General features: G+C 63.9%; 22 protein-coding genes. 8 read left to right on the top strand and 14 right to left on the bottom strand.

Going from position 1 to position 22,663, the window contains the following annotated elements; translation table 11 throughout:
- The first annotated feature begins 21 nt into the window (after nucleotides 1–21).
- The 8 genes from B5G20_RS05240 (at nucleotide 22) to B5G20_RS05205 (ending at nucleotide 7,394) form a co-directional block, all read left to right on the top strand.
- Complete coding sequence (locus tag B5G20_RS05240; RefSeq protein ID WP_087355714.1) at nucleotides 22–384, top strand: Asp23/Gls24 family envelope stress response protein; 363 nt, start codon at nucleotides 22–24, stop codon at nucleotides 382–384.
- Between the two features lie 3 nt (nucleotides 385–387).
- The gene (gene nusB, locus B5G20_RS05235; protein WP_087355712.1) at nucleotides 388–939 is read left to right on the top strand and encodes a transcription antitermination factor NusB; all 552 of its coding nucleotides are present in this window, start codon (nucleotides 388–390) and stop codon (nucleotides 937–939) included.
- 3 nt (nucleotides 940–942) lie between these two features.
- Entirely contained in the window at nucleotides 943–1,233 is a 291-nt protein-coding gene (locus tag B5G20_RS05230; RefSeq protein ID WP_087355710.1) for an exodeoxyribonuclease VII small subunit, read from the top strand.
- Between the two features lie 10 nt (nucleotides 1,234–1,243).
- A complete protein-coding gene (locus B5G20_RS05225) occupies nucleotides 1,244–2,056 on the top strand; it encodes a TlyA family RNA methyltransferase (protein WP_143750228.1) in 813 nt (270 codons plus the stop codon).
- Nucleotides 2,053–2,910, top strand: a complete 858-nt coding sequence (locus tag B5G20_RS05220; RefSeq protein ID WP_087355708.1) for an NAD(+)/NADH kinase — start codon at nucleotides 2,053–2,055, stop codon at nucleotides 2,908–2,910. The genes B5G20_RS05225 and B5G20_RS05220 overlap by 4 nt, the downstream gene beginning before the upstream one ends.
- Entirely contained in the window at nucleotides 2,903–4,534 is a 1,632-nt protein-coding gene (locus B5G20_RS05215; RefSeq protein ID WP_087355706.1) for an AAA family ATPase, read from the top strand. The genes B5G20_RS05220 and B5G20_RS05215 overlap by 8 nt, the downstream gene beginning before the upstream one ends.
- Nucleotides 4,535–4,726: 192 nt before the next feature.
- Nucleotides 4,727–5,005: a 30S ribosomal protein S15 gene (gene rpsO / locus B5G20_RS05210; RefSeq protein WP_087355704.1), complete on the top strand. Its 279-nt coding sequence runs from the start codon at nucleotides 4,727–4,729 to the stop codon at nucleotides 5,003–5,005.
- A 133-nt stretch (nucleotides 5,006–5,138) separates the two neighbouring features.
- Complete coding sequence (locus B5G20_RS05205; protein WP_087355702.1) at nucleotides 5,139–7,394, top strand: polyribonucleotide nucleotidyltransferase; 2,256 nt, start codon at nucleotides 5,139–5,141, stop codon at nucleotides 7,392–7,394.
- Nucleotides 7,395–7,487: 93 nt separating this feature from the next.
- Here the strand turns inward: B5G20_RS05205 and aroQ are convergent, their stop codons facing one another.
- The 14 genes from aroQ to B5G20_RS05135 form a co-directional block, all read right to left on the bottom strand.
- The gene (gene aroQ / locus B5G20_RS05200) at nucleotides 7,488–7,925 is read right to left on the bottom strand and encodes a type II 3-dehydroquinate dehydratase (protein ID WP_087355700.1); all 438 of its coding nucleotides are present in this window, start codon (nucleotides 7,923–7,925) and stop codon (nucleotides 7,488–7,490) included.
- Nucleotides 7,922–9,223 (bottom strand): shikimate kinase, encoded by a 1,302-nt coding sequence (locus B5G20_RS05195; protein WP_087355698.1) that lies wholly within the window; start codon nucleotides 9,221–9,223, stop codon nucleotides 7,922–7,924. The genes aroQ and B5G20_RS05195 overlap by 4 nt, the downstream gene beginning before the upstream one ends.
- The gene (locus B5G20_RS05190; protein WP_087355696.1) at nucleotides 9,224–10,369 is read right to left on the bottom strand and encodes a bifunctional chorismate mutase/prephenate dehydratase; all 1,146 of its coding nucleotides are present in this window, start codon (nucleotides 10,367–10,369) and stop codon (nucleotides 9,224–9,226) included. It abuts the gene before it with no gap.
- A gap of 62 nt (nucleotides 10,370–10,431) precedes the next feature.
- Nucleotides 10,432–11,625 (bottom strand): chorismate synthase, encoded by a 1,194-nt coding sequence (gene aroC, locus B5G20_RS05185; RefSeq protein WP_087355694.1) that lies wholly within the window; start codon nucleotides 11,623–11,625, stop codon nucleotides 10,432–10,434.
- A 3-nt stretch (nucleotides 11,626–11,628) separates the two neighbouring features.
- Nucleotides 11,629–12,948: a 3-phosphoshikimate 1-carboxyvinyltransferase gene (gene aroA / locus B5G20_RS05180; protein WP_087355692.1), complete on the bottom strand. Its 1,320-nt coding sequence runs from the start codon at nucleotides 12,946–12,948 to the stop codon at nucleotides 11,629–11,631.
- Nucleotides 12,945–14,147, bottom strand: coding sequence for a 3-dehydroquinate synthase (gene aroB / locus B5G20_RS05175; RefSeq protein WP_087355690.1), 1,203 nt, complete (start codon nucleotides 14,145–14,147; stop codon nucleotides 12,945–12,947). Before aroB ends, aroA begins: the two co-directional genes overlap by 4 nt.
- A 6-nt stretch (nucleotides 14,148–14,153) precedes the next feature.
- Entirely contained in the window at nucleotides 14,154–15,089 is a 936-nt protein-coding gene (locus B5G20_RS05170) for a prephenate dehydrogenase/arogenate dehydrogenase family protein (protein ID WP_087355688.1), read from the bottom strand.
- A gap of 63 nt (nucleotides 15,090–15,152) precedes the next feature.
- Nucleotides 15,153–16,190 (bottom strand): 3-deoxy-7-phosphoheptulonate synthase, encoded by a 1,038-nt coding sequence (gene aroF / locus B5G20_RS05165; RefSeq protein WP_087355686.1) that lies wholly within the window; start codon nucleotides 16,188–16,190, stop codon nucleotides 15,153–15,155.
- Nucleotides 16,191–16,711: 521 nt separating this feature from the next.
- On the bottom strand, nucleotides 16,712–17,677 hold the full coding sequence (locus B5G20_RS05160; protein ID WP_143750227.1) for a hypothetical protein: 966 nt from the start codon (nucleotides 17,675–17,677) through the stop codon (nucleotides 16,712–16,714).
- 256 nt (nucleotides 17,678–17,933) lie between these two features.
- Nucleotides 17,934–19,505 carry a recombinase family protein gene (locus tag B5G20_RS05155; RefSeq protein ID WP_087355682.1) on the bottom strand — a complete coding sequence of 524 codons (1,572 nt, stop codon included), beginning with the start codon at nucleotides 19,503–19,505 and terminating at the stop codon, nucleotides 17,934–17,936.
- Entirely contained in the window at nucleotides 19,502–19,696 is a 195-nt protein-coding gene (locus B5G20_RS05150) for a hypothetical protein (protein WP_087355680.1), read from the bottom strand. Before B5G20_RS05150 ends, B5G20_RS05155 begins: the two co-directional genes overlap by 4 nt.
- A 109-nt stretch (nucleotides 19,697–19,805) precedes the next feature.
- Nucleotides 19,806–20,735 (bottom strand): Abi family protein, encoded by a 930-nt coding sequence (locus tag B5G20_RS05145; RefSeq protein WP_087355678.1) that lies wholly within the window; start codon nucleotides 20,733–20,735, stop codon nucleotides 19,806–19,808.
- A gap of 263 nt (nucleotides 20,736–20,998) precedes the next feature.
- Nucleotides 20,999–21,619, bottom strand: a complete 621-nt coding sequence (locus tag B5G20_RS05140) for a hypothetical protein (RefSeq protein WP_087355677.1) — start codon at nucleotides 21,617–21,619, stop codon at nucleotides 20,999–21,001.
- A gap of 232 nt (nucleotides 21,620–21,851) precedes the next feature.
- Nucleotides 21,852–22,538 carry a hypothetical protein gene (locus tag B5G20_RS05135; protein ID WP_087355674.1) on the bottom strand — a complete coding sequence of 229 codons (687 nt, stop codon included), beginning with the start codon at nucleotides 22,536–22,538 and terminating at the stop codon, nucleotides 21,852–21,854.
- Between the last annotated feature and the right edge of the window lie 125 nt (nucleotides 22,539–22,663).

Genomic DNA, 22,663 nt, shown 5'->3' with positions numbered 1-22,663 from the left:
ACGCGAGGAATGAGGGAGTCCATGTCACACGAGATCATCGTTTCCGGCATCGGCATCGCACCCGAGGTGCTCGCGACCGTGGTGTCGCGCGCTGCCGAGGAGGTCGAGGGCGTTGCGTCGGTGGGGGACAAGAACCTTGCCACCAACCTCGTCTCCATGTTCTCCACGCGCAGCACCACCACGGCACCTGCCGTTGAGGCCGCGGTCACCGACGACGATCGGCTCTGTCTCACGGTGCGCCTCACCGTGTTCTTTGGGTACCCCTTCAAGAAGCTCGCCGAGGCCGTTCGCACCGCGGTTGTGCACGCTATCGATGCTCAGGTGGGCGTTGGCGTTGCCCGCGTTGACGTGTGCATCGATGGCCTGGTTTTTCCCAAGGAGTAGCGCGTGAGTCTTAAAGTCGATCGCGGGCGCACCCGTGCCCGCAGCCAGGCCGTGCAGCTGCTTTTTCAGGCCGAGGCGCGCGACGTGCCGCTCGATGAGGTTCTTGAGGGCGATTACCTTCTCTCTAAGGGGCCACTCGAGGAGTACGCCGGTGTGCTCGCCCGCGGAACGTACGAGTGCCTCGATGTAATCGACCGCGCGCTTGCGCAGGTGCTCGAGAACTGGAGCTTGCCGCGCCTGCCCGGTACCGACCGCAACCTGCTGCGCATCGCCGTCTATGAGATGCGCTTTGCCGATGAGCGAATCGAGGACGCCGTCGTTATCGACGAGGCGGTCGAGATCGCCAAGGCCTATGGTACGGATGAGTCGTCCCGCTTTGTGAACGGCGTGCTCGGGCGCGTGGCTCGCAGCGACGAGTCGCTCTTTGCCGAGCCTGCAGCCTATACGGCTGACGCCAACGCACTGGAGGTCCCCGTGGCCGAAGAAGCGCCCGTTGAGTCCGAGACTGTGGAAGCTCCCGCTGAGGTTGTTGCCGCAGAAGGCTTGGAGGCGTAGGTCATGGCCGAGTCGACCGTGCATACCTTTGAGGACATCACTGCGCGTCTGGACGAGATCATCACCACCGTCCGCTCCAAGGACACGTCGCTTGAGCGGAGTCTCGACCTCTTTGACGAGGCCATCAAGCTCGGCTCCAAGGCGGTTGAACTTGTCGACAGCTTTGACATGAGCCCCACTGAGGCCGCCATGCTCGAGGAGGCGCAGGAGTCAGATGCTGCGTCGGGCTCTGAGTCGGGCGCGATGGATGTCGCGGCTGGCGGTGCGCCCGCCACGAAGGCCGACTCGGATTGATGCGGCGCCCATGAAGAAGGTCAAGAAGGTCCGCCTCGATGACGAACTTGTTGCCCAGGGCATCTGCGCCGATCGCGCGGATGCCCTGCGCACGTTGATGGCCGGTCTTGTCTCCGCCCATGGCGAGCGGCTCACCTCGCCCGGCATGCTCGTGGTACCAGGGGCCGAGCTCCACGTTAAGGGGCGCCTGCCCTACGTGGGCCGCGGGGGTCTCAAGCTCGCGGGCGCGCTCGACGCCTTTGGGGTGGACCCGACAGGCCTTGCCTGTCTCGATGTGGGTTGCTCCACAGGTGGGTTTACCGATTGCCTCCTCAAGCGGGGCGCGGCGAGCGTGCTCTCCGTCGACGTGGGGCGGGCTCAGTTTGACTGGTCGCTGCGCAACGACGCGCGCGTGACGCTTCTCGAGCGGACGAACATCGTGGACCTTCCCGCGTTTGGCTATCGCGGCGCTGCTGACCTTGCCGTCTGTGACGTCTCCTTTACGAGCATCGCCCACGTGCTCCCGGCGGTGCTTGAGGTCCTCAAACCTACGGGCGCCTTTCTCACCCTCGTCAAGCCGCAGTTTGAGGCGGCGCCCGATGAGGTGGGGGAGGGCGGTATCGTTCGCGACCTCGCTGTGCGTCGCCGTACGCTCTGTGATGCCGTGCGGCTCTTTGCCGCGAGCGGCCTCGCCCCGCTTGATGTCTGCCGCTCGCCCATTACGGGCGCCAAGGGCAACGTGGAGTTCTTCTTGTTGGGCAAGCGGGGTATCCTAGACGGCGCGGGTGCCGTCGAGGAGGACGGGCACCTTGCCCGGGTTCTTGAGAAAGCGAGCACGCTATGAAGATCCTGCTAGTGCCCAACTACCACAAGACCGAGGCCGTCGAGAGCGGCCTTATGCTCGAGCTTTGGCTCTCGCGCCAGGGCTTTGAGGTCGTCTGGGCACCCGACCAGCGCTCCGGTGTGCGCGAGCTCCCCGATATCGAGGAGGCGGACCTTGCCATCTCGCTCGGCGGGGACGGTACGCTCCTGCGCACTGCGCGCATCGTTGGGTGGCGCGAGATTCCCATCCTCGGTCTCTCCTACGGGCATGTCGGCTTTCTCACGGCCGCGAGTCCCGACGACACGGACATCCTCAAGGTGGTGGGCGATGCGCTCGCCGGCGAGCTCCACGTGAGCCGCCGCGCAACGCTCGCCTGCCGACTCTTCACGGCGGACGCGCCGGACGACGAGCCGGTTCAGGAGTCCTTTGCCCTCAACGACGTTGCGCTCACCCGCGGACCACTCTCGGATATGGTCTCGTTTACTATCACGGTCTCCGGTCATCACATCGACCGCCTGCGCGGCGATGGCGTAGTCGTCTCCACCGCCACCGGGTCCACGGGCTACGCGCTCTCGGCCGGTGGGCCCATCGTGAGTCCCGACTATGCGGGAATGGTCTGCGTGCCCATCGCCCCGCATACCATCCAGGCGCGTGCGTTTCTTACCTCTCCCTCCGATGTGATCGACATCTCGATGTCGCATGACCGCCCCTCGGTGCCCGCCGTCGCCATCGACGGGCAGTTCTACCGGGGCGAGGAGCCCATCGAGCGCGTTGAGGTGAGCCGAGGACCCGGAGACGTGCTCTTGCTCGACTATGGCCCCGAGAGCTTCTACAACTCGGTGAGCCGCGTCTTCTACGGGGTGCGCCATGATTGACGAGATGCGCGTGCGCGATCTTGCGCTCATCCACGAGGCCGATCTTTCGCTTGCAAGCGGCCTTACCGTGCTGACGGGCGAGACGGGTGCCGGCAAGACGGCGCTCCTCTCGGCGCTCAAGCTCCTCATGGGCGAGCGTGCAGATGCCGCCATGGTGCGCGAGGGAGAGCAGGCCGCGCAGGTTGATGCGCGGTTCTTTGCCGGTGTGCACGATGCGGAAGGGTTCTGCGTGACGCGCCGTGTGGATGCGCGCGGGCGCAGCCGCGTCAAGATCGATGGCGAGTTGGCGAGCGTGCGTGAACTCGGCACGCGCGTGGCGCCGCTCATGGACCTGTGCGGTCAGCATGAGCACCAGCGGCTACTCAACGCCGCCACGCATGTGGACATGCTCGACGCGTGGGCGGGCGATACCGTGACGCGCGCTCTCGAGGCATATCGTGCGGCGCTCGCCTCGGCGCGTGAGGCGGCTCGCGAGCTTGAGCGCGTGGAGGAAGCGGCCCGGACGGAGGGCTCGCGCCTTGAGGAGGCGCGCTTTACCGCCGACCGCATCGACGAGGTCGATCCCCGCGAGGGTGAGCTCGAGGAGCTCGAGGAGACCCTGCCGCGCGCTGAGCACGCTGAGGCGCTCGCCGCCTGTGCCCACGAGGCGAGCGAGGCCATCTCGGGGGAGGGCGGCGCGCTCGACCCGCTCAACGCCTCTATTGCCGAGCTCTCGCGTATGGGCGGGGTTGATGCCAAGCTCGCGGAGTTTGCCGATACGCTCGCCGGTGCCGCCATCACGCTCGAGGATGTTGCAGCGGACCTCAGGCGATACCGTGACAGCGTGGACTTTGACCCGGAGGAGCTCTCGCGCGCACAGGAGCGCTATGCTGCCCTTAAGGGGCTCCTCAGGCAGTTCGGCCCCCATATGGAGGACGTGTTTCGGCGCCGTGAGGAGGCAGGTGAGCTGCTTTCGCTTGTCTCGGATGGCGAGGCCCGGATCGCCCGCGCACGCAAGGCGCGCGACGAGGCCGAGGCTGCGCTCGCCGAGGCGGCCCGCGAGCTCCGTCGGGTGCGCAACGCCGCCGGCCCGCGTTTCTGCCGTGAGGTCGGCCGCCAGATGGCCCGTCTCGAGATGGGGCGCGCTGAGCTCATCTGGGACGCCAAGAAGCTCCCGCGTGAGCGCTGGAGCGAGGCGGGCCCCGATGCCTGCGAGCTTCTCTATCGGAGTGGTCCGGGGCTCACGCCGCGCCCGCTCAAGCGCATCGCTTCGGGCGGTGAGCTCTCGCGGGTGATGCTCGCCTGCATGGTCGTGCTCGGTGAGGCCGATGGCGTGGACACGCTCGTCTTCGATGAGGTCGACGCGGGCGTGGGTGGTGCCGTGGCGCGCTCCCTCGCCGCGGTGCTCGCCGACCTTGCCCGTACGCACCAGGTGATCGTGGTCACGCACGTTGCTCAGGTTGCGGTCGTTGCCGGGGAGCACTACGTGGTGAGCAAGACCGACGACAATCTGCCCGAGACGCGTATCACCAAAGTTGCGGGGGACGACCGCGTGCGCGAGATCGCGCGCATGCTCTCGGGCGATGCGTCCGAGGCCTCGCTCAACCATGCGCGGCAGATGCTCGTCGACGCCGGCACCCTCTGAGAATATGGGGACGGGTGCGTTTTTCTCACTTTTGAGAAAAACGCACCCGTCCCCATATTCTCAGTCCTGACGTGTGGGTTCTATGCATCGCCCCTGCATGTGGTAGTATATCGAGCTGTTGGTACCCGTACCTAGCGGCGCGCTGCACCGGCGGCCTCCCGGTTCGGGCGAATTCGAACGAAAGGTGAAACCATGACTGTTTCCAAGGAGCGCAAGGCGGAGCTCGTCCGCGAGTTCGGCGAGAACGAGCACGATACGGGCAACCCCCGCGTGCAGGTGGCCATCGCCACCGAGCGCATCCGCGAGCTCACCGAGCACATGAAGTCCCACCCCAAGGACTTCCACACCCGCCGCGGTCTGCTCATGATCGTCGGTCGCCGTCGTCGTCTTCTTTCCTACATCAAGAAGAACGACATCGTTGAGTACCGCGAGCTCATCGCGAAGCTCGGCATCCGCGACAACATCCAGTAACAGCGGTACATGCGGAGCCCCTGCGGGGGCTCCTTTCATGTAGGAGCCGAAAACTCGGCTCCACATCGCCGGGCGACTGCGCCCGGCCCGAGAGGTCCCTGCGGAAGGGCCGCAGGGAGGGATACGAGGAGATATGGAAAAGGTAACCAAGACATTCGAGCTCTACGGTAAGACCTACACGCTCGAGGCCGGCGAGCTCGCCAAGCAGGCCACCGGCGCCGTGCTGGTCAAGCAGGGCGACACCACCATGCTCATGACGGTGGTGGTCTCCAAGGAACGCAAGAACTACGACTTCTTCCCGCTCACGGTCGACTTCAACGAGAAGCTCTACTCGGCCGGCCGCATTCCGGGCGGCTACCTCAAGCGCGAGGGTCGTCCCACCGAGAAGGCTACGCTCACCGCGCGCATGATCGACCGTCCCATCCGTCCGAGCTTCCCGGATGGCTTCCGCAACGAAGTGCAGATCGTCGCGACCTCGCTCGTGACCGACCAGAAGAACCCCTTCGACGTCATTTGCACCATGGGCGCTAGCCTTGCCCTCACGCTCGGCGGCGTGCCCTTTGAGGGGCCGCTCGCGTGCGTGCGCATCGGCCGTAACACCGAGACGGGCGAGTTCATCGTCAACCCCACCTACGAGGAGCGCGAGTCGTCCGACCTCGATCTTGAGCTTGCGGGCACCCGCGACTTTATCTCGATGGTCGAGGCCGGTGCCGACGAGGTGACCGAGGAGGACATGCTCGCCGCGATGCAGTTTGGCCAGGAGGCCATCGGCGCCTTCTGCGACGCGCAGCTCGAGTTTGTGGCGGAGTGGGAGCGCGTCAACGGCGCAATCGAGCCCAAGGAGTACATTCTCGACGAGCCTGTGCCCGAGGTTGAGGAGCGCATCTTCGCCCACTACGACGAGATGTACGCCGCCCTCTCCGACGCCGACAAGCTCAGTCGCATCTCGCACGTGGAGGAGCTCAAGGACCGCATCCGCGCCGAGTTTACCGAGGACGAGCAGCTCGCTTGGGAGCGCGAGATCCCGGTCAACCTCAAAAAGCTCGAGAAGAAGGCCATGCGCTCGATGGTCGTCGAGACCGGTGAGCGCGTCGACGGTCGCGCCGCCGACGAGATCCGCCCGCTCATGATCAAGGGCTATTACCTGCCGCTCGTTCACGGTTCGGGCCTCTTCCAGCGCGGCCAGACTCAGGTGCTCTCGGTCCTTACGCTCGGCATGCTCAACGAGGGCCAGCGCCTCGACACGATCGAGCCCGTCGACAGCAAGCGCTACATGCACCAGTACAACTTCCCGCCCTTCTGCACGGGCGAGACCGGCCGCATCGGCGCGCCCAAGCGTCGCGAGATCGGCCACGGCAACCTTGCCGAGCGCGCCCTTCTGCCGGTGCTGCCCGACGAGAAGGAGTTCCCCTACGCGATCCGCGTGGTCTCCGAGGTCATGGAGTCCAACGGCTCCTCGTCGATGGCGTCCACCTGCGCGAGCTGCCTGGCGCTCATGGACGGTGGCGTGCCGCTCAAGCGCCCGGTCTCCGGCATCGCCATGGGCCTCATCCAGGAGGAGGGCAAGACGGTCGTCCTCTCCGACATCCAGGGCATCGAGGACTTCCTCGGCGACATGGACTTCAAGGTGACGGGCACTGAGCGCGGCATCACGGCGCTTCAGATGGACAACAAGGCCACCGGCCTCACCTTCGAGATCCTCAAGACCGCTCTCGAGCAGGCCAAGCAGGGCCGCGCGTTCATCCTCTCCAAGATGCTCGAGGCCGTACCCGGCCCGGCTGAGGAGACCCGTCCCACCGCGCCGCGCATCTCCACGATCGAGGTCCCCGTTGACAAGATCCGTGAGGTCATCGGCAAGGGTGGCGAGACCATCCGCGGCATCCAGGACGAGACCGGCGCTTCTGTGGACATCCACGAGGACGGTACCGTCTACGTGGGCGGTGTGGGCACCTCGGTTGAGGAGGCCATCGAGCGCATCAACCTCATCGTCAAGGAGCCCGAGGTGGGCGAGGTCTACGATGGTCGCGTGGTGACCATCCAGCCCTTCGGCGCGTTCGTCCGCCTCTTTGGCAACAAGGACGGCCTGCTCCACATCTCGCGCGTGGCCACCGGCCGCGTCGAGCGCGTGGAGGACGTGCTCAACGTCGGCGACGAGGTCAAGGTTAAGATCATCGAGATCGACGAAAAGGGCAAGATCTCGCTCGACCGTCTTGATAAGCCCGAGGCTCCGGCCGGAGCGTCGCACGGCGGTCACGGTGCCTCGCACGACGACGGCCGCGGCTTTGGCGGGCGTCCGCGCCGCGATTCCAAGGATCGCGAGCGCCGTACCCGTCGTCCGGGCGACAACGGGGGCAACGGCCGCGTCCCGCGCCGTCACCACGAGGCGTAAGCGCTGATATAGCCGTTTACGAAAAGGGTCCGCAAGCAGCTACGCTTGCGGACCCTTTTTGACTCATTTGGGGACGGGGCTATTTTGAGTCATCTATCCCTGTAGCCGGTCGCGCAGCAGCTCCAGTGCGTGACGGTAGCCGGCAAGTCCTTCGCCCGTCACGCGGGCAAAGCAGGCCATGCCGGCATAGGAGACCTGGCGGAACGGCTCGCGAGCGTCCACGTCCGAGATGTGAACCTCAACCGCGGGCAGCGTCACGGCCTTGAGGGCGTCGAGGATGCCCACGCTCGTGTGCGTGTAGGCTGCCGGGTTGATGACGATGCCGTCCATACTTCCGTAGGCTTCTTGGATCTTGTCGATGATTGCGCCCTCGTGGTTGGACTGATAGACCTCGACCACTTCAAACCCGAGTTCGCGACCCGAGTCTTTGCAAAGCGCGACGAGAGTCTCGTACGTCTCGGTGCCGTAGATGCCCGGCTCACGGGTGCCGAGCATGTTGAGATTGGGGCCGTTGATCACAAGAGCCTTCATCGCGCATCAGCCTCCTCGAGTTTTTTGAGCGCTGCCGCCACGACCTGAGCGGTCTCTGCGGGTGTGTCGCGCGAGGCAACGATCGCGTCTGCCCACGTGCGGTAGCGCTCCATGCGTTCGGCCGCCAAGCGTTCAACGCCATCGCGCGCTGTGATGGGTCTCCCAGCGCTCGAGAGTTCCTCGAGCGGGCGGTCCAGCATCACGATGCGGCTGTTCTGGTGAAGGAGCGGGTAGTTCTCGTCGCGCGTGACAACACCGCCGCCGCACGAGATCACGAGCTGGCTCTTTGCCGCCACCTCGCGCAACATCGCGGTCTCCTCACGGCGGAAGGCGTCCTCGCCATGTTCGAGAATGTACGCCTCACAGCTCGTGCCAAGGCGCTCTTCGAGCGCGTCGTCGGCGTCCACGTGCGTCCGGCCCAGCATCTCGGCGAGCGCGGCGCCCACGCGGGTCTTGCCCGCTCCCGGCATGCCAATGAGGGCGATGCTCTCCTCCGTCGCATCGAGCGTACGCGTGACCTGGCGTATGCGCTCCATAGAGACATCCTCGCCCGTATAGCGCTTTACGGCACCGGCCGCCTGCGCCACGAGCATGAGGAGCCCACCGACTGTGGGGATGCCGCGCCGCTCGGCCTCCATCATGAGCGCGGTGCGCGCGGGGTTGTAGACGATATCGATCACGGCCTCAAGCGCGGGAAGCGCATCGAGCGTGCAGGGCGCCTTGGGGCAGTGGGGGAACATTCCCACAGGCGTGGCGTTGACCAGAAGCGCCGTGTCGGCGTAATCGGGAAGCTCCGCGTAGGTGATGCCGTCGCCCCCGTCGGGCTCACGCGTCACTGCGATGGCTTTCATGCCAAGGTCGGCAAGAACGGTCATGCACGTTGAGCCTGCACCGCCATGGCCGCCGAGCACAAGCGCCCGCTTGCCGGCAAGCTCGAGGCCGAGAGAGCGTACGAGCGTCTCAAACCCGTAGTAGTCGGTGTTGTCCCCCACGAGGCGCCCGTCGGCGGTGCGCGTTACCGTGTTGACGTTGCCAAGTCGCTCGGCGGCGGGGGTGAGCTCGTCCACGATCTGGGCGGCAACCTTTTTATAGGGGATGGTGACGTTCACGCCTTCCCACTCCTCGCCGCGCAGGAACGCTTCGACCTCATCGGGCTCACGTTCAAAGCGCCGGTAGTCAAGTCCGGCAAGCTCGCGATAGATCACCGGTGTGTAGCTGTGTCCGAGCACCCGCCCGAGCACGCCGTAGGGTCTCCCGCCCGCGCCGGGCGTCAACGTGTTCTCGTTCAGCTCTGCCATCTAGAGCACCTCCGTATAGCTGCCAAAGTACCAGTAGCGCTCACACACGTCGTCAAGTGCGTCGAGAAGCGTGGCCAGGCTCGCGCTCCCCACCGGGCAATCGAGATCGAAGTAGAAGATAAACTCAAAGTCGCGTCCAGGGATGGGCCGGCTCTCGAGTTTGACGATGTTGATGTCGAGCGCAAAGAACCGCTCGAGCACGCGGTAGAGGGCACCCGGCTCGTGCGAGACGGTGAGCATGAGCGAGGTGCGGGTCGCCCCGGGGAAGATCTGCGGCTCGGCGGAGATGACCACGAAGCGCGTGTAGTTGGCGTCGGAATCCTGCACGTCGGAGGCGAGGACGTCGAGCCCGTAGAGGGCGGCGCAGGCGCGCGACGAGAGGGCGGCAACGTCAGTACGCTCGCTCTGGGCCACGGCCGAGGCTGCTTGGGCGGTGTTCTCGCACACGTGCACGCGCACACCAAGGCTGTCAAGGTAATCGGCGCACTGGGCGAGCGCCTGCTCGTGTGACCAGACCTCGCGGATGCTCGCAAGGTCGGTGCCCGGTTTGGCGAGCAGGTTGTGATCGATCTTGACGCGGATGGAGCGCACGATGTGGAAGCGGTAGGCGGCGATGAGGTCGTAGACCGCATTCACCGAGCCCGCGGTGGAGTTCTCGATGGGCAGGACCCCGTACTGGCAGAGGCCGTCGCGCACGGCACGGCAGACCCCCTCAAAGGTGCCAAAGTAGGTGATGCCCGGCGTGCGGAAAAGGCGCGTCGCGGCAATCTGGCTGTAGGCGCCCTCCACACCTTGGCAGGCGACGGTCGCCGTGGCGGGGAAGGGCTCATCGACGGGCTGGAGCGAGGCGCGCGCTTGGGCAGAGATGCTGTCCGGCTTGCCGGCGGCGAGGATGCGCTGCTGCTCGGCCTTGTTCATGCTCATAAGGAGCGAGAATAGAGCCGTAGCCTGAGGTCGGTACTCCTCGGGAGTGCGCTTGGCCACGCCGAAGAGCTTCTCGCGCTCGCGAGCGGGGTCAAAGATCGCCTTGCCCGTCTCCGCCTTGGCGGCGGCGACATCGCCCGCAAGACGCAGGCGCTCGCAAAAGAGGTCGAGGAGCTGCGTGTCGATCTGGTCGAGGCGCGCGCGAACGGCGGTAAGGTCCATCTGTGGATTCTCCCATCATGGGTAGTTGGGTCGAGGGCTAGGGCGTTGGCAAGCGTTGACGGCTAGATGCGCTCGGCTCGAGTTGAGGAGGTTGGGCAAAGGGCACCCGCATCTGCAGGGTCGTCCACGAGGCAAGGCTCCGATCCGCGCGGTGCCGGCTCGGGGAAGCGCCCGTCCTCAATGAGCGCATCCAGAAGAGCGAGGGCGCAGGCCGCCTCGGCCACGGGTACGGCGCGCGGGACGATGCACGGGTCGTGCCGCCCGCGGACGATGAGCTCGGTGTCCTCACCGGTATCGAGGTCGACACTCTGCTGCGTGCGGCCGATGGAGGGTGTGGGCTTTACGGCCATGCGCCAGATGATGGGCATGCCGGTGGAGATGCCGCCGAGGATGCCGCCTGCGCGGTTGAAGATAGGCTGCGGGTGCCCGGCAACCATGCGGTAGGGATCGTTGTTCTCGCTGCCCGTGAGGTTGGCGGCGGAGAAGCCGGCACCAAACTCGACGCCCTTCACCGCGGGGATGCCGAAGGCGATGCGGGCGATGCGGTTCTCGATTCCCTCAAACATCGGGTCTCCGACACCTACGGGCATGCCGTAGGCGGCGCACTCGATAACGCCGCCTACGCTGTCGAGCTCGCGCTTGGCGGTGAGGATCGCCTCCTGCATGCGCGCAGCCGTCGCGGCGGAGATGCAGGGAAGCTCGTTTGCAAGGATGGCCCCAAGTTGCTCCTCATCCAGTTCCAGCGGGTTAAGCGGCTCATCCTCGATGCCCTCCGGTCCCAGGCTCGCGATATGGGCGGCGATGTGCACGCCCATGCCCTCAAGCGCCTGCAGGGCGATTCCGCCTGCGATGCACAGGGGGGCGGTGAGCCGGCCCGAGAAGTGCCCGCCACCGGCAACGTCGTGCCAGTTGCCGTACTTTACGCGGGCGGGATAGTCGGCATGGCCGGGGCGTGGCACGCGGCGGAGCCCCGCGTAGTCCTGGCTGCGCGTGTTGGTGTTGCGGATGATGGCGGCAAAAGGGGCGCCGTTGGTGTGGCCATCGGTGATGCCCGAGAGCACCTCCGGTGCGTCCGCCTCGCGGCGGGAGGTGGCGGTGGCGGAGCGTCCTGGGGCACGTCGATCGAGAAAGCGCTGCAGCTTGGCAAGGTCGACGGGAATGCCCGCGGGCAGACCGTCGAGCGTGCAGCCGATGGCGGGGGAGTGCGACTGGCCAAAGATCGAGAGCCTGAGCACGTTGCCGATACAGGAGCTCATGGTCTATGCCTCCTTGAGCGTCACGTTGCCGCCGAGCAGACGGTAGTGCTCAAAGAATGAGGGGTACGACTTGGCAACGGCCTCCGCCCCCACGATGGTGACGGGCCTCTCGCAGCGGCTCGCGGCGATGGCCGCGGTCATGGCGATGCGATGATCGTTATGCGCCTCGATGGTGCCTCCGTCGAGTGTCTCTCGGCCCTCGATGACGAGGCTGTCACCCTCAATGCGAATGTCCGCACCGAGCGCCTGGAGCGTTTCGGTGGTGGTGAGCAGGCGGTCGGACTCCTTGATGCGCAGGCGAGCGCAGTCGCGGATGACGGTTTTGCCCTCGGCGCAGGCGGCCACCGCAGAGACGATGGGAACAAGGTCGGGGATGTCGCGGGCTGAGAGCTCAAAGCCGTGCAGCCGGTCTGGGCGCACGGTCGCGGCGTCGGTGCCGCGCGTGACCTTGGCCCCAAAGCGTACGAGCGCGGCCATGATGGTGCGGTCACCCTGGACGGAGTTGAGCGAGATGCCGCGCACGGTAACGGCGTAGCGGCTGAGCGCTCCGGCGCAGAGCCAGAAGGCGGCGTTGGACCAGTCACCCTCCACCGAGACGGCGCCCGGGGTACGGTAGCCTTCTCCCTCAACGATGAAGAGGGTCTGGGGCTCCTCGGGGGTGGGGCCGACGAGCCGTTTGGTCTCAACGGCGACACCAAAGGTGTGGAGCGCTTGGATGGTGAGGTTTACATAGGGCTTGCTCTCGATGCGTCCCCGCACGAGGACCTCAACGCGCCCCGGGAGGACGGGAGCTGCAAGGAGCAAGCCCGAGATGTACTGCGAGCTCACATCACCGGGCAGCACAAAGCGCCCCGGGCGCAGACGGCCCGTGGTCTTGAGGGGGAAGGAGCCGAGCCCGGTGAGGTCGCAACCGCCGGCGAGGAGTTCCGAAGCGAGGTCCCCAAGCGGGCGCTCGCCCAGACGCTCCGCCCCGGTAAAGGTCGCGTCGGCCCCAAGCGCGCAGGCAACGGGCAGCATAAAGCGCAGGGTTGAGCCGGACTCTCCGCAGTCGAGCGTTGCTCCCTTGAGTGCTGCGAGGATGCCCATCTCACGGCTCTTGGGAATGGGGGAAACTTCATAGCCTTCGGGCGTGCGGTCGATATGCGCACCGAGCGCGGTGAGGCAGCGGACTGTGGCGTCGATGTCGGCGCAGGTGGTCGAGCACGCGATCTGGGTGTGTCCGTTGGCAAGGGCAGCCGCGATGATAAGGCGGTGCGCCATCGACTTGGACGAGATGGCGGGGACGATACCCGCAAGCGGCTTGGGGGTAATCTGGGCGATCATGCGCGCGCCTCCCCTTCGTGGATGGTTTCTGCGGTCTGCTCGGCAGCGCGAGCGCTCTCAGGGGCAACCTCTGTGGTACGCTCGCTCGCCGATTCACCCGCAAGACCGAGCTCGATGAGCTCAAAGAACTCGGCGATGCTGTGGGTCTCGATGGAGCACGAGCCAATGCCGTGCGGCATCACGAGGTCGATCGTGGACCCGTGGCGCTTTTTGTCGTGCAGGGCTGCGTCGAGGAGGTCGTCGGCGGGATAGGGGCAGGTGGTCGCAAGGCCGTGCGCCTGGCAGAGCGATGCGATGCGCTCGGGGAGTGCCGGGTCGAACTCGATCTGACGATCCGCCTCCACGCGAGCTGCCTGGGCTCGCGAGATAGCGACCATGCCCATAGCCACGCAGGTGCCGTGGCCGAGCGTGTAGTCGGAGTGCGCCTCGATGGCGTGGCCGATGCTGTGGCCAAAGTTGAGCATCTTGCGGAGTCCGAGCTCGCGCTCGTCGGCTGCGACCACGTCGCGCTTAATCTCTACGTTGCGTGCCACGATGGCGGCAACGAGTCCGAGGTTCGAGGTGAGAAGGTCAAAAGTGAGCGGTGCCTCCTCCAGCGCGGCAAAGAGCGCAGGGTCGGCGATGACCGCGTGCTTGATCACCTCGCCGCAGCCGTCGGCGAGCCGCTCGGGCGTGAGGGTGCCGAGGCAGCCCACGTCGGCGATGACGGCGCGCGGCTGCCAAAAGGCGCCGGCGAGGTTCTTTCCCTCCGAGAGGTCGACGGCGCACTTGCCACCCACCGACGAGTCGACCATGGCGAGCAGGCTCGTGGGAACCTGCACGTAGGCGATGCCGCGCAGGTAGGTTGCAGCGGCAAATCCCGCCATGTCGCCCACCACGCCGCCGCCGAGTGCAATGACGGCATCGCCGCGGTCGAGCTCATGCACAGCGAGGAATTCAAGAATCTCTCCGTAGGTCGCAAGCGTCTTGCGCTCCTCGCCGGCCTCAAAGGTAAACGTCGCCACCGAGAAGCCTGCGCCTTCGAGACTCTGCCGCACGATGTGCGCATAGAGCGGACCCACGTTGGAGTCGGTTACGATCGCGCACTTCTTGCCGTTGATGAGCGGCCGTACAATCTGCCCGACCTCCTCGAGGAGCCGTGTTCCGATGTGGACTCGATAGGGGGTGGAAACGTTGACGTCGATCTGGATGGCTGCCATGGGTATCTAGACCTCCCGTTCGTCATCGAGCGAGCGCTTGATGCGGTCGCCCTCGGCAAGGAGCATGCGGAGCCGCTCGGTGTCTCGTGCGTCGAGTGCGTCGCGATAGGCGGTGAGTGCGTCGATTATGGTTGTGACCTCATAGCTTAGGTTGTCGGCGTTCTCAACCATGAGCTCCGACCACATGCGCGGGTTGAGGTGCGCCACGCGCGTGAGGTCACGGTAGCTTCCGGCCGAGAAGCCGTGATGCTCCTGCGCGGTGGGACTCTTGACGTACGCGTTGGAGACCACGTGCGCTAGCTGACTCGTAAAGGCGATGGTGCGGTCGTGCGCTTCGGGTGTGGTGACGCTGAACGAGCCGAACCCCACGGGGCCGAGGAGCGTGTGGACGCGGTCGAGGAGCGTGAGGCGGCTGATGTCGTCGAGCTCGGGCGGCACGAGGACCATCGGGGCGCCCCGGAAGAGGTCGGCGCGGGCATGCGCAAACCCGGAGTGCTCGGTGCCCGCCATGGGATGGGTGCCCACAAACGAGAAGTTGTACTCACACGCCAAGGCAAAGGCACGCTCGCAGACGGCGCTCTTAACACCTGCGGTATCGATCACGATGGGCCCGGCGGATGTCTCGCTGTCTTGGCTCGCGGCTCGCTCGGCGGTGGCTCGCCCGAGAGCTTCGGCGTTTTTCTCGAGCCAGGCGACGCATGCCTCGGGGTAGGCGGCGAGCACGATGAGGTCGCATGCTGTAAGGGAGCCTGCGTTGAGCACGCCGGAGACCGTCTCGACACGGGCGGCGTCCATGGTGTCCTCGTCGGGGTCAAAGGCTATCACGCGTGCCCCGGCACGAGCGTAGGCCTTGGCAAAGCTCCCACCGATGAGCCCGAGACCGAGCACACCCACGGTGAGCGGTTGCGCCTCGCCCGCATTGCCCTTCTCGATGTGCTCCATGTAGCCTCCCTGCTCTCTGCGTCATGCGACCGGCTGAGCTCGGCCGCGCTTGCGCTGCTTGTGTTATGCCTCCGTGCTCCCCGTTACATCGCCCGCGGGTGCAATTGCGGCGCGGATGACGCGAATGCGCTCCATGAGCTCGCTAAATTGCTCAGGGGTGAGCGCTTGGGCTCCATCTGACCAGGCTTTCTCGGGCGCGTCGTGGACCTCGATTTCGAGGCCGTCGGCACCGGCGGCAACCGCCGCGAGCGCCATGGGGGCAACGTAGCGGGTGTAGCCCGTGGCGTGGCTCGGGTCGGCCACGACGGGCAGGTGCGAGAGGTCGTGGAGGACGGGTACGGCGTTGAGGTCAAAGGTGTTGCGCGTGCGGGTCTCAAAGGTGCGGATACCGCGCTCGCAGAGGATCACGTTGTCGTTCCCCTCGCTCATGATGTACTCGGCGGCCATGAGGAGCTCGTCGATGGTGCCGGCGAGTCCGCGCTTGAGAAGCACCGGCGTGCGGGTGCGGCCGACCTCTTTGAGCAGGGGGAAGTTCTGCGCATTGCGCGCGCCGATCTGCATCACGTCGATCTTGCGGTTGAGGAACGCCTCAACGTCGCGCGGGTCCATGATCTCGGTCACGATGGGAAGGCCCGTCTCGGCCCGCGCCTCGCAGAGGAGGTCGAGCCCGCGCTCGCCCATGCCCTGGTAGGCGTAGGGCGAGGTGCGGGGCTTGTAGGCGCCGCCGCGGAGCATCGTGGCACCCGCCGCCTTGACGCTCCGGGCGATGCGGATGAGGTTCTCGCCCTCAACCGAGCAGGGTCCGGCGATCACCTGAAAGTTGCCGCCGCCGATGGAAACGCCGCCGCAGTCCACTACCGTGTCGGCCGGGTGGAACTTGCGGTTGGCTTTCTTAAAGGGTTCCGAGACGCGCTGCACGCGCTGGACGATGTCCATCGATTCGAGCAGGAAGGGGTCGATCTTGGTCGTATCGCCCACAAGGCCGATGATCGTCTCGTTCTCGCCGTGGCTGACGTGCGCCGTGAGGCCCTTCTTCTCGATCCACGAGACAAGGTGGGCAACGGCGTTCTCGTCGGCGTTCTTCTTGAGTATCGCAATCATGCGGTCTCCTTGGGGTTCGTCTGGTGCAATTGTCACATCATACCGCCGCGCGCGGACCCTGCAAAGAATGACCAACCATGTAACGAGCCCGTTGCAGTTGGCTGTGCCGTATACGTCTCGGCCGCCGTGGACGACCGGAGGCTTCGGCGCGTCGGTGGGGTGCCCGCCGTGTGCACGTCGTCAGAAAGAGGCGTGCCCCACGTCCGATTCCTTCTGCTTTGAGAAAGTCGTCCTGTCCACACCCTTCTACTAGAAGGAATCAGTCAAATTACGGCTGCTATTTGATCAATTCCTTCTACTAGAATTAATCCGACAGGGCAGTAGAAAGATTCAGATAAGACGTCGACGTCCCCTGTGTCCGATTTCTTCTACTTTGCGGACTTCAGTCTGTCGCATTCCTTCTACTAGAAAGAATCAGTCAGGTAGTAGCCATTATTCGACTGATTCCTTCTAAGAGAGAAAATCCGACAGTACGAGCTGGCTCGAGCGCCAATACGGAGCTTAGGTGCTCAACATCCCACTTAGGCGGCGCGGCGGGGGATGTCGTAGGCGATGAGCTTGCGAACCACTCGCTCCGGCTGTCTGAGCTCTTCTGCGGATACGCGCATAATCGGCATGCCGAGGAGGGTGAGTTGCGCCTCGCGATGCTGCTCGTCTGCGAGCGTCCTCGCGGTGCTTCTTCCTCCGAGCATCCTTTCGTTGACGTATTTCTCGATGCCGTCAATCTCGGTAATGACCCGTGTCCCGTTGCGTCTCGTGAAGACCATGTCCGCCCGAAACGTACGGTTCGGATCGAGGGGCCGTGGAAACTCGACTTGAAGATCGGGCAGGGCGAATCCCCGCTCGATAACAAGGGCTCGCATGGCCGACTCTGCCCAGCTTTCGCTCCGCCCGTCGGCGTGCGTGAGGACATCGAGGACGCGTTCCGCATGGTGTGGGCGCGGGTTGAGCGCGCGGACGGCGTCTCCGAGCCTCTCGACAGACAGGGAGGTCACCCGTATCGCGCCGTCGGCATAGGCGAGCGCATCTGCAAACGAAGCCGAGGCGATGCAATCGCAAAGCGTTCGAGGAAGCGGGGTTACCCGTAGGCCTTGGACCACCTCTGCGTCGTCTATCGGAACGGCATGATGGTAAGCTCCGCGCCGCGTCCCGCTGGAGTCCCTCCGTCCGCAAGATACCTTGACGGGTAGCATGCGGTGATAAGAGACGGGCAAACCATAGACCAGAGCAGCTGATTCATGACAGAAGACCCAAGAGGGATGAACGACTTGAAGGGCTCGCATCAGATGGAACGCCTGCTCGTCTGGTCGGAGAGAGCTCCAGTAGACGGTGCGGGCGTAGAGCCCGTCAACAACACGCGTGACCTCGCCTTTGATGGCAAGGCGCGCAAGCTGTCGCTGCAGAGCGCTATCGGTGGGGTGAAGGCAGGTGCAGTCTTGTTCGGTTTGGTCGAAATGTTGCATCAGTTCTCTGCCCAGCGCCATCATGGTCTCCTTAGAACAGGGTGCGCCCCGAGGGCGTATGGGAGGCCATGGCGGGGCGCTGCCCAGCTTGGTCGTTGGAGCCTTTGTGCCCCGATGGGCTTGGAATAATCACCACAATCGATGGGGATGGCGTCTAATTTCATCTAGTAGAAGGAATCAGTCAAAATGAGGGTGAAATTCGTCTGAATCTTTCTAATAGAAGGAATCCGACATAAGCGGCTCTGAACGTCGTCTGAAGATATCTAGTAGAAAGAATCGGTCAACAAGAGGGGAGATTTTGACTGATTCTTTCTACTAGAAGGATGTGTACAGCCCCAGCAGAAGGAATCGAACGAAAAGGCTGGGGTGGGACAGAACGTAATAGAAAAAAGCCCGGACCGACGATGCGGTTCGGGCTTATCAGTCTCTGGTGTCCTAAATCCTCGTTTACGCGAATGAGCTTCGTGCCGTCGGGCGGTGTGCCGTCTGGAGAGATCGTGAAGCCTATCCATACGCTACGGTCGGGTGCCACCACGACGCGCGACACGCATCCGCGCACGACGGCGTCCGGTCCCTCGCACTCCGTGACCCTGTGGAGCATGAAGCGCACGAAATCGGGCTCGATCTTGGGAGCACCCTTGCGCACGTCGTCAAGCTCGGAGCGAATCGACTCCTCCTCGCGCCCGAGCTCCGCGATCTTCGATGAGATGAGGTCGGGCGCGGCACCCTTGGCGGCAAGGTCGATGAGCCGGTCCATCTCGCGTCCGATCTCGGATATCCGGGACTCCATGGCCTGTATCTCGGACAGCTCCACGCCCATCTCGCGCTCCTGCTCGGCCATGACGAGCCCGACTATCTCCTCTATGAGGCCGCTGTCGCTCATGAGCGATGCCACGGCCCTGCGCACGCGCCCCTCCACGTCGTCGCGGCGTATGGTGAGCTTGGAGGCGCGGCTGCGGTAGTAGTAGTGGTACTCCCCGCCGTGCGACCTGCCGCAGTTCGGCTCCATGCGGTTGCCGTCTACGTCGTAGATGAGGCCCGACAGCAGGTAGGTGGTAGATGCCGACTTGTGGCGCCTCGGGGTCCGTGCGAGCACGTCGTTAGCCAGGGAGAAGGTGGCGGAGTCAACTATCGCCGGCATGCCGCCCTCGACCCTCACGTCGCCCCACTTGTAGACGCCTACGTACTTCTCGTTCCGTATGAGGCTCACGACCGTATCGGGCTTCCAGAGTTTCCCTCGTATGGTACGGTACCCGCGGGCGTTGAGCTTGTCAGCGACCTCGGCGCGCGTCACCCCGGCGGCGACCATGGCGAAGGCCTTGCGCACGGCGGGTGCCTCGTCCTCGTTGACCGAGTAGGTGCCGTCGTCGTTCCTCCGATAGCCGAAGAGGGCGACCCCGTTGTGCATGCACCGCAGGGCATTCCCCTCCATGCCGCGCAGGACGTTCTGAGACAGGTTGGCGCTGTAGTACTCGGCGAGGCCCTCTAGCATGCTGTCGAGGATGATGCCCTCGGGACCGTCGGGTATCCCCTCCGTGGCGCTCAGCACCTTGGTACCGGCGCGCCTCAGCTTGGCCTTGTACGTCGCCGAGTCGAAGCGGTTGCGCGCGAACCTGTCCATCTTGTAGACGATCACCGCGGACCATCCGGTGCGCTGGGCGTCGCGCACCATTCGCTGGAACCCCTCTCGCTTGTCTGCGCTCGTGCCGCTGCGCGCCTCGTCCGAGTAGACGGCGGCTATCTCGTAGCCCTCGCGCTCGGCGTACTGCCGGCACACGCGGATCTGGTCCTCGATGGACTCCTCGCGCTGCTTCTCGCTGGAGAAGCGGGCGTAGATCGCGGCGCGGGTCATCTGCCGTCGCCTCCCGTCAGGGCCTGCGGCACGCCGCCCAACGCGTCGAGCGCGGCGGTCAGGACCTCGCGCATCGAGTCCCGGTCATCCGACGCCATGTCAACCGCCTGCCACAGGCGGTCGGCGAACTCCTCTAGGTCGCGCGCACCGCACATGAAGGAGATCGCGTCGCGGAGTTCATCCCGTGTCATAATGTAGCCACCGCCTTTCAGGTGGTCATGGGTGCGTACCCCACGGGGTCGCATCCCTTCTGCGCCCTCCCCTCGTTCGCCGCTAAGCAATGAGAGGGGAGGGCTTTTGCTATTCAGACAATCCGTACGATTCCAAAAGCTCTCTCACGTCGGGGTTGTCCAGCCCCATTTCTCTCTCGACAAGGGAGCGGAGCCCGTCGATCTTGTCCAGCGCGCCGAGGTCGCTTTTCACGCTGTTAACGGCGAACTCCATTTCGAAGGGCGCAGATATGACGGAGAGATCAAGCAGCATGTCGCCGAATGACTTATCCTCCCGTCGTCCAGCCCTCTTGCAGAAGAGCCTTCCCCCGTGCGCGCATGTATTCCTGAATTCGGTCAGCGTGGAGTAGACGCCCCCGAGCTTCCTTGCGCTGATGACCTCGGAGCCTATCGACTGACATATCAGATGGCACGTCTCGTTCTGGACTGATATCTTCTGAAGGCTGTAGAAGTGCGACATGTTGCCGAAGGTCAGGGCATTTGCGGCCACCCATAGGGGTACGAATCCGTACTTCTTGCGATAGTGCTCGATGTACGCTCTTCGCTCCCCGCGCCCGTCATGGATTCCCTGCAGTATCGAGAGTAGTCTGATCAGGTTGCCCGTGTAGTTCTTGCCACGGTAGTCTCTCTTTGAGCAGTAGGACGCCGGGTCCAGATAGTCCTCCGGGTCACGGTGCTTCTGGCAGAAGGCGTGGACGGTCGCGGTCTTCAGCGCCTTCTCTGCCACCGTGAGACAGTACATCATCGAGAACCTAAGGATCGCGTCGAAGTTATAGAGCGTCATCAGGTCGATGAACCGCGTGCCGTCCCGAAACACCTCAACGTCCCTGTTCGTCTTGTTCGCATCGAGGAAGAACTCCTTGTAACCGTTGACCAGGGAGTAGTAGTTGTTCCTCGTGAGGAACCGTCGAGCCGTTTCGCGGCTGTCGATGATCAGCCCTCTAGACTCCAGGATCGCGATTTGCTCTTCGATGGTCTTGAACGGCTTGCTATCGGGCATATTTGCCTCCAAAGAAGGAAAAGGGCCGCCAACCCGAAGGCAGCGACCCTTTTCCAGGCCAAGGACTCACTTGAAGACCCAAGGCCGTATCACTGCCATTACTTTACCCATAAGTCTGCGAATACTCAACTTTTTTTGTACTATACGCAAACTTTCTTACACTTTCTGCAAGCCATTTGACCAGTTATGCCAATTGAATGGCGTTGCTCCATCACGTACTCAGATGCCTTGACCGAGTCCGTACTGACGGCCTTCATGACGCCTTAGAACATCTTGATGAATGGTTCGCTCAGCTCGCCGATTATCGGTGACCCGTAATAGGAGTACTCGTATTTCGTGCACCTGACGCCCGCTATACCGTCTGAGGTCGCACAGGTGAGGTTTATATCCATCGTCTGCCCCGGTTCGAGAACGGTCGGCTGGTAGTTCTTGTTGTAAGACATGTACGAGTTGATGATGTTGCCGTCCGCGTCGAGCTCCGCGACATCGACCCCCGTTAGCTCCTTGTCATCATCCGTGTTGTTCTTGACGGTGATGGACATCTCGGCGTATCCGTAGCCATCGTCTTGACCCATGGTCGCGTCAACCACGGTGAACTCGTCGACGCTGGTGTCAGACTCCGCGCGCTCAATCGCATCCTCAAGTCTTTGTGATGCCTCAGTGACCTCATCCTGGGTGGCGTCCTCGTCATCGAGCAGGTCGCTGGCGTCTCCAGCCGCATCCTCAAGCTCCTCGATGCTCTCGGAAGACGAATAAGCTATGTTCATGCTGGCCGCTTCATCGTAGAGGTCCTGTAGCTCGGTCTTGTCGACGGGGGCGGTGGAGCAACCCGACAGAACGATTGCCAACGCGGCTCCCACGGCGATCAAGTTATAGATTCTCATGTGTCTTCCTCCACTAGGTTTTTTCAAGTCAGCTCCTGAATTCGTTTCCCTTGAACGCGTCGAAAAAGCCCATCACTCCTTCTCGTTTCCCGCCTGGTACCACACGACCGCGCCGACCGTCCGCACGGGCGGGTCGTCGGGCGTCACGATGATGTCCTCGTATTCAGAGAAGCTGTCAGCCGTGAGCATGAGGTGACTGCCAGGTTCCTGCACTCCATGTTTATCCCTTTCTTTAGTGGTTTGACGGCTCATCATCAGCTTCGAGGTAAAGCCTTCCCTCTTCCAACAGGTCTGGGTTCTCGTCGAAAAGCTGGCTGGCCTCTTCGGTGAGCGTCCACCTGTTGGATCCGTCGTGCGTCGTTTCGTAGTCGACGAGACCGAGAGAGCGCATAGCCATGAAGGCCGCGTGCCCGTCGTAGATCGACGCCGGATACCAATTGCTTGTGGTTGGCGCACCATACGACATCGACCCCTCTGTGAAAATGAGGTAGAGCGCGGCTTTTTGGGTGATATCAAGGTGCCTCACCTCGCCCTCAAGATATTTTCTGCGGTCCTCCCTTTCCTTAAGTTCCCTAGCCTTTGCGGCCTTCTCCTTCTTCCTCTGTGCCCTTTCCCTGTCCTCCTCTGCGTTCCTACGCTCGCGCTCGTGGCGCCTATCCTCTTCCTCCATGTCGAGGCGGCGCTCGAGCTCTATCTTGCGCAGCTGGACGTTGCCGACCTCGCGGTTGAGGATCCATCCGAGCGTGAAGGAGATAAGGAGCACAGCGCAGAATAGGAGCATGAAGGTAGTCGGATCGGTCGAGAACAATGCTTCGATCTTGGTTGCCCCGGCATGGATGGCGGCCCAGGACCCGAAGACGACTCCCACGGCCTCGAGCCAATGCTCTTTGAACCAGTCGAAAAGCCCCTTTAAGCTCATCGTCGTCCTCCGTCCAGTAGCTCCGTATCCATCTTGCTTCCGATGCTCCCTTTCATCCGCAAGGTAGGCGCCATTCCCTACCTCTCCAAATCACTTTCCGCCTGGTGCCACACGATGACGCCATT

It is taken from the genome of Collinsella sp. An7 (assembly GCF_002159335.1).
GTDB lineage: Bacteria > Actinomycetota > Coriobacteriia > Coriobacteriales > Coriobacteriaceae > Coprousia.
The sequence above is the reverse complement of the archived record's forward strand: the minus strand, read 5'-3'. Positions and strand labels throughout refer to the sequence as shown.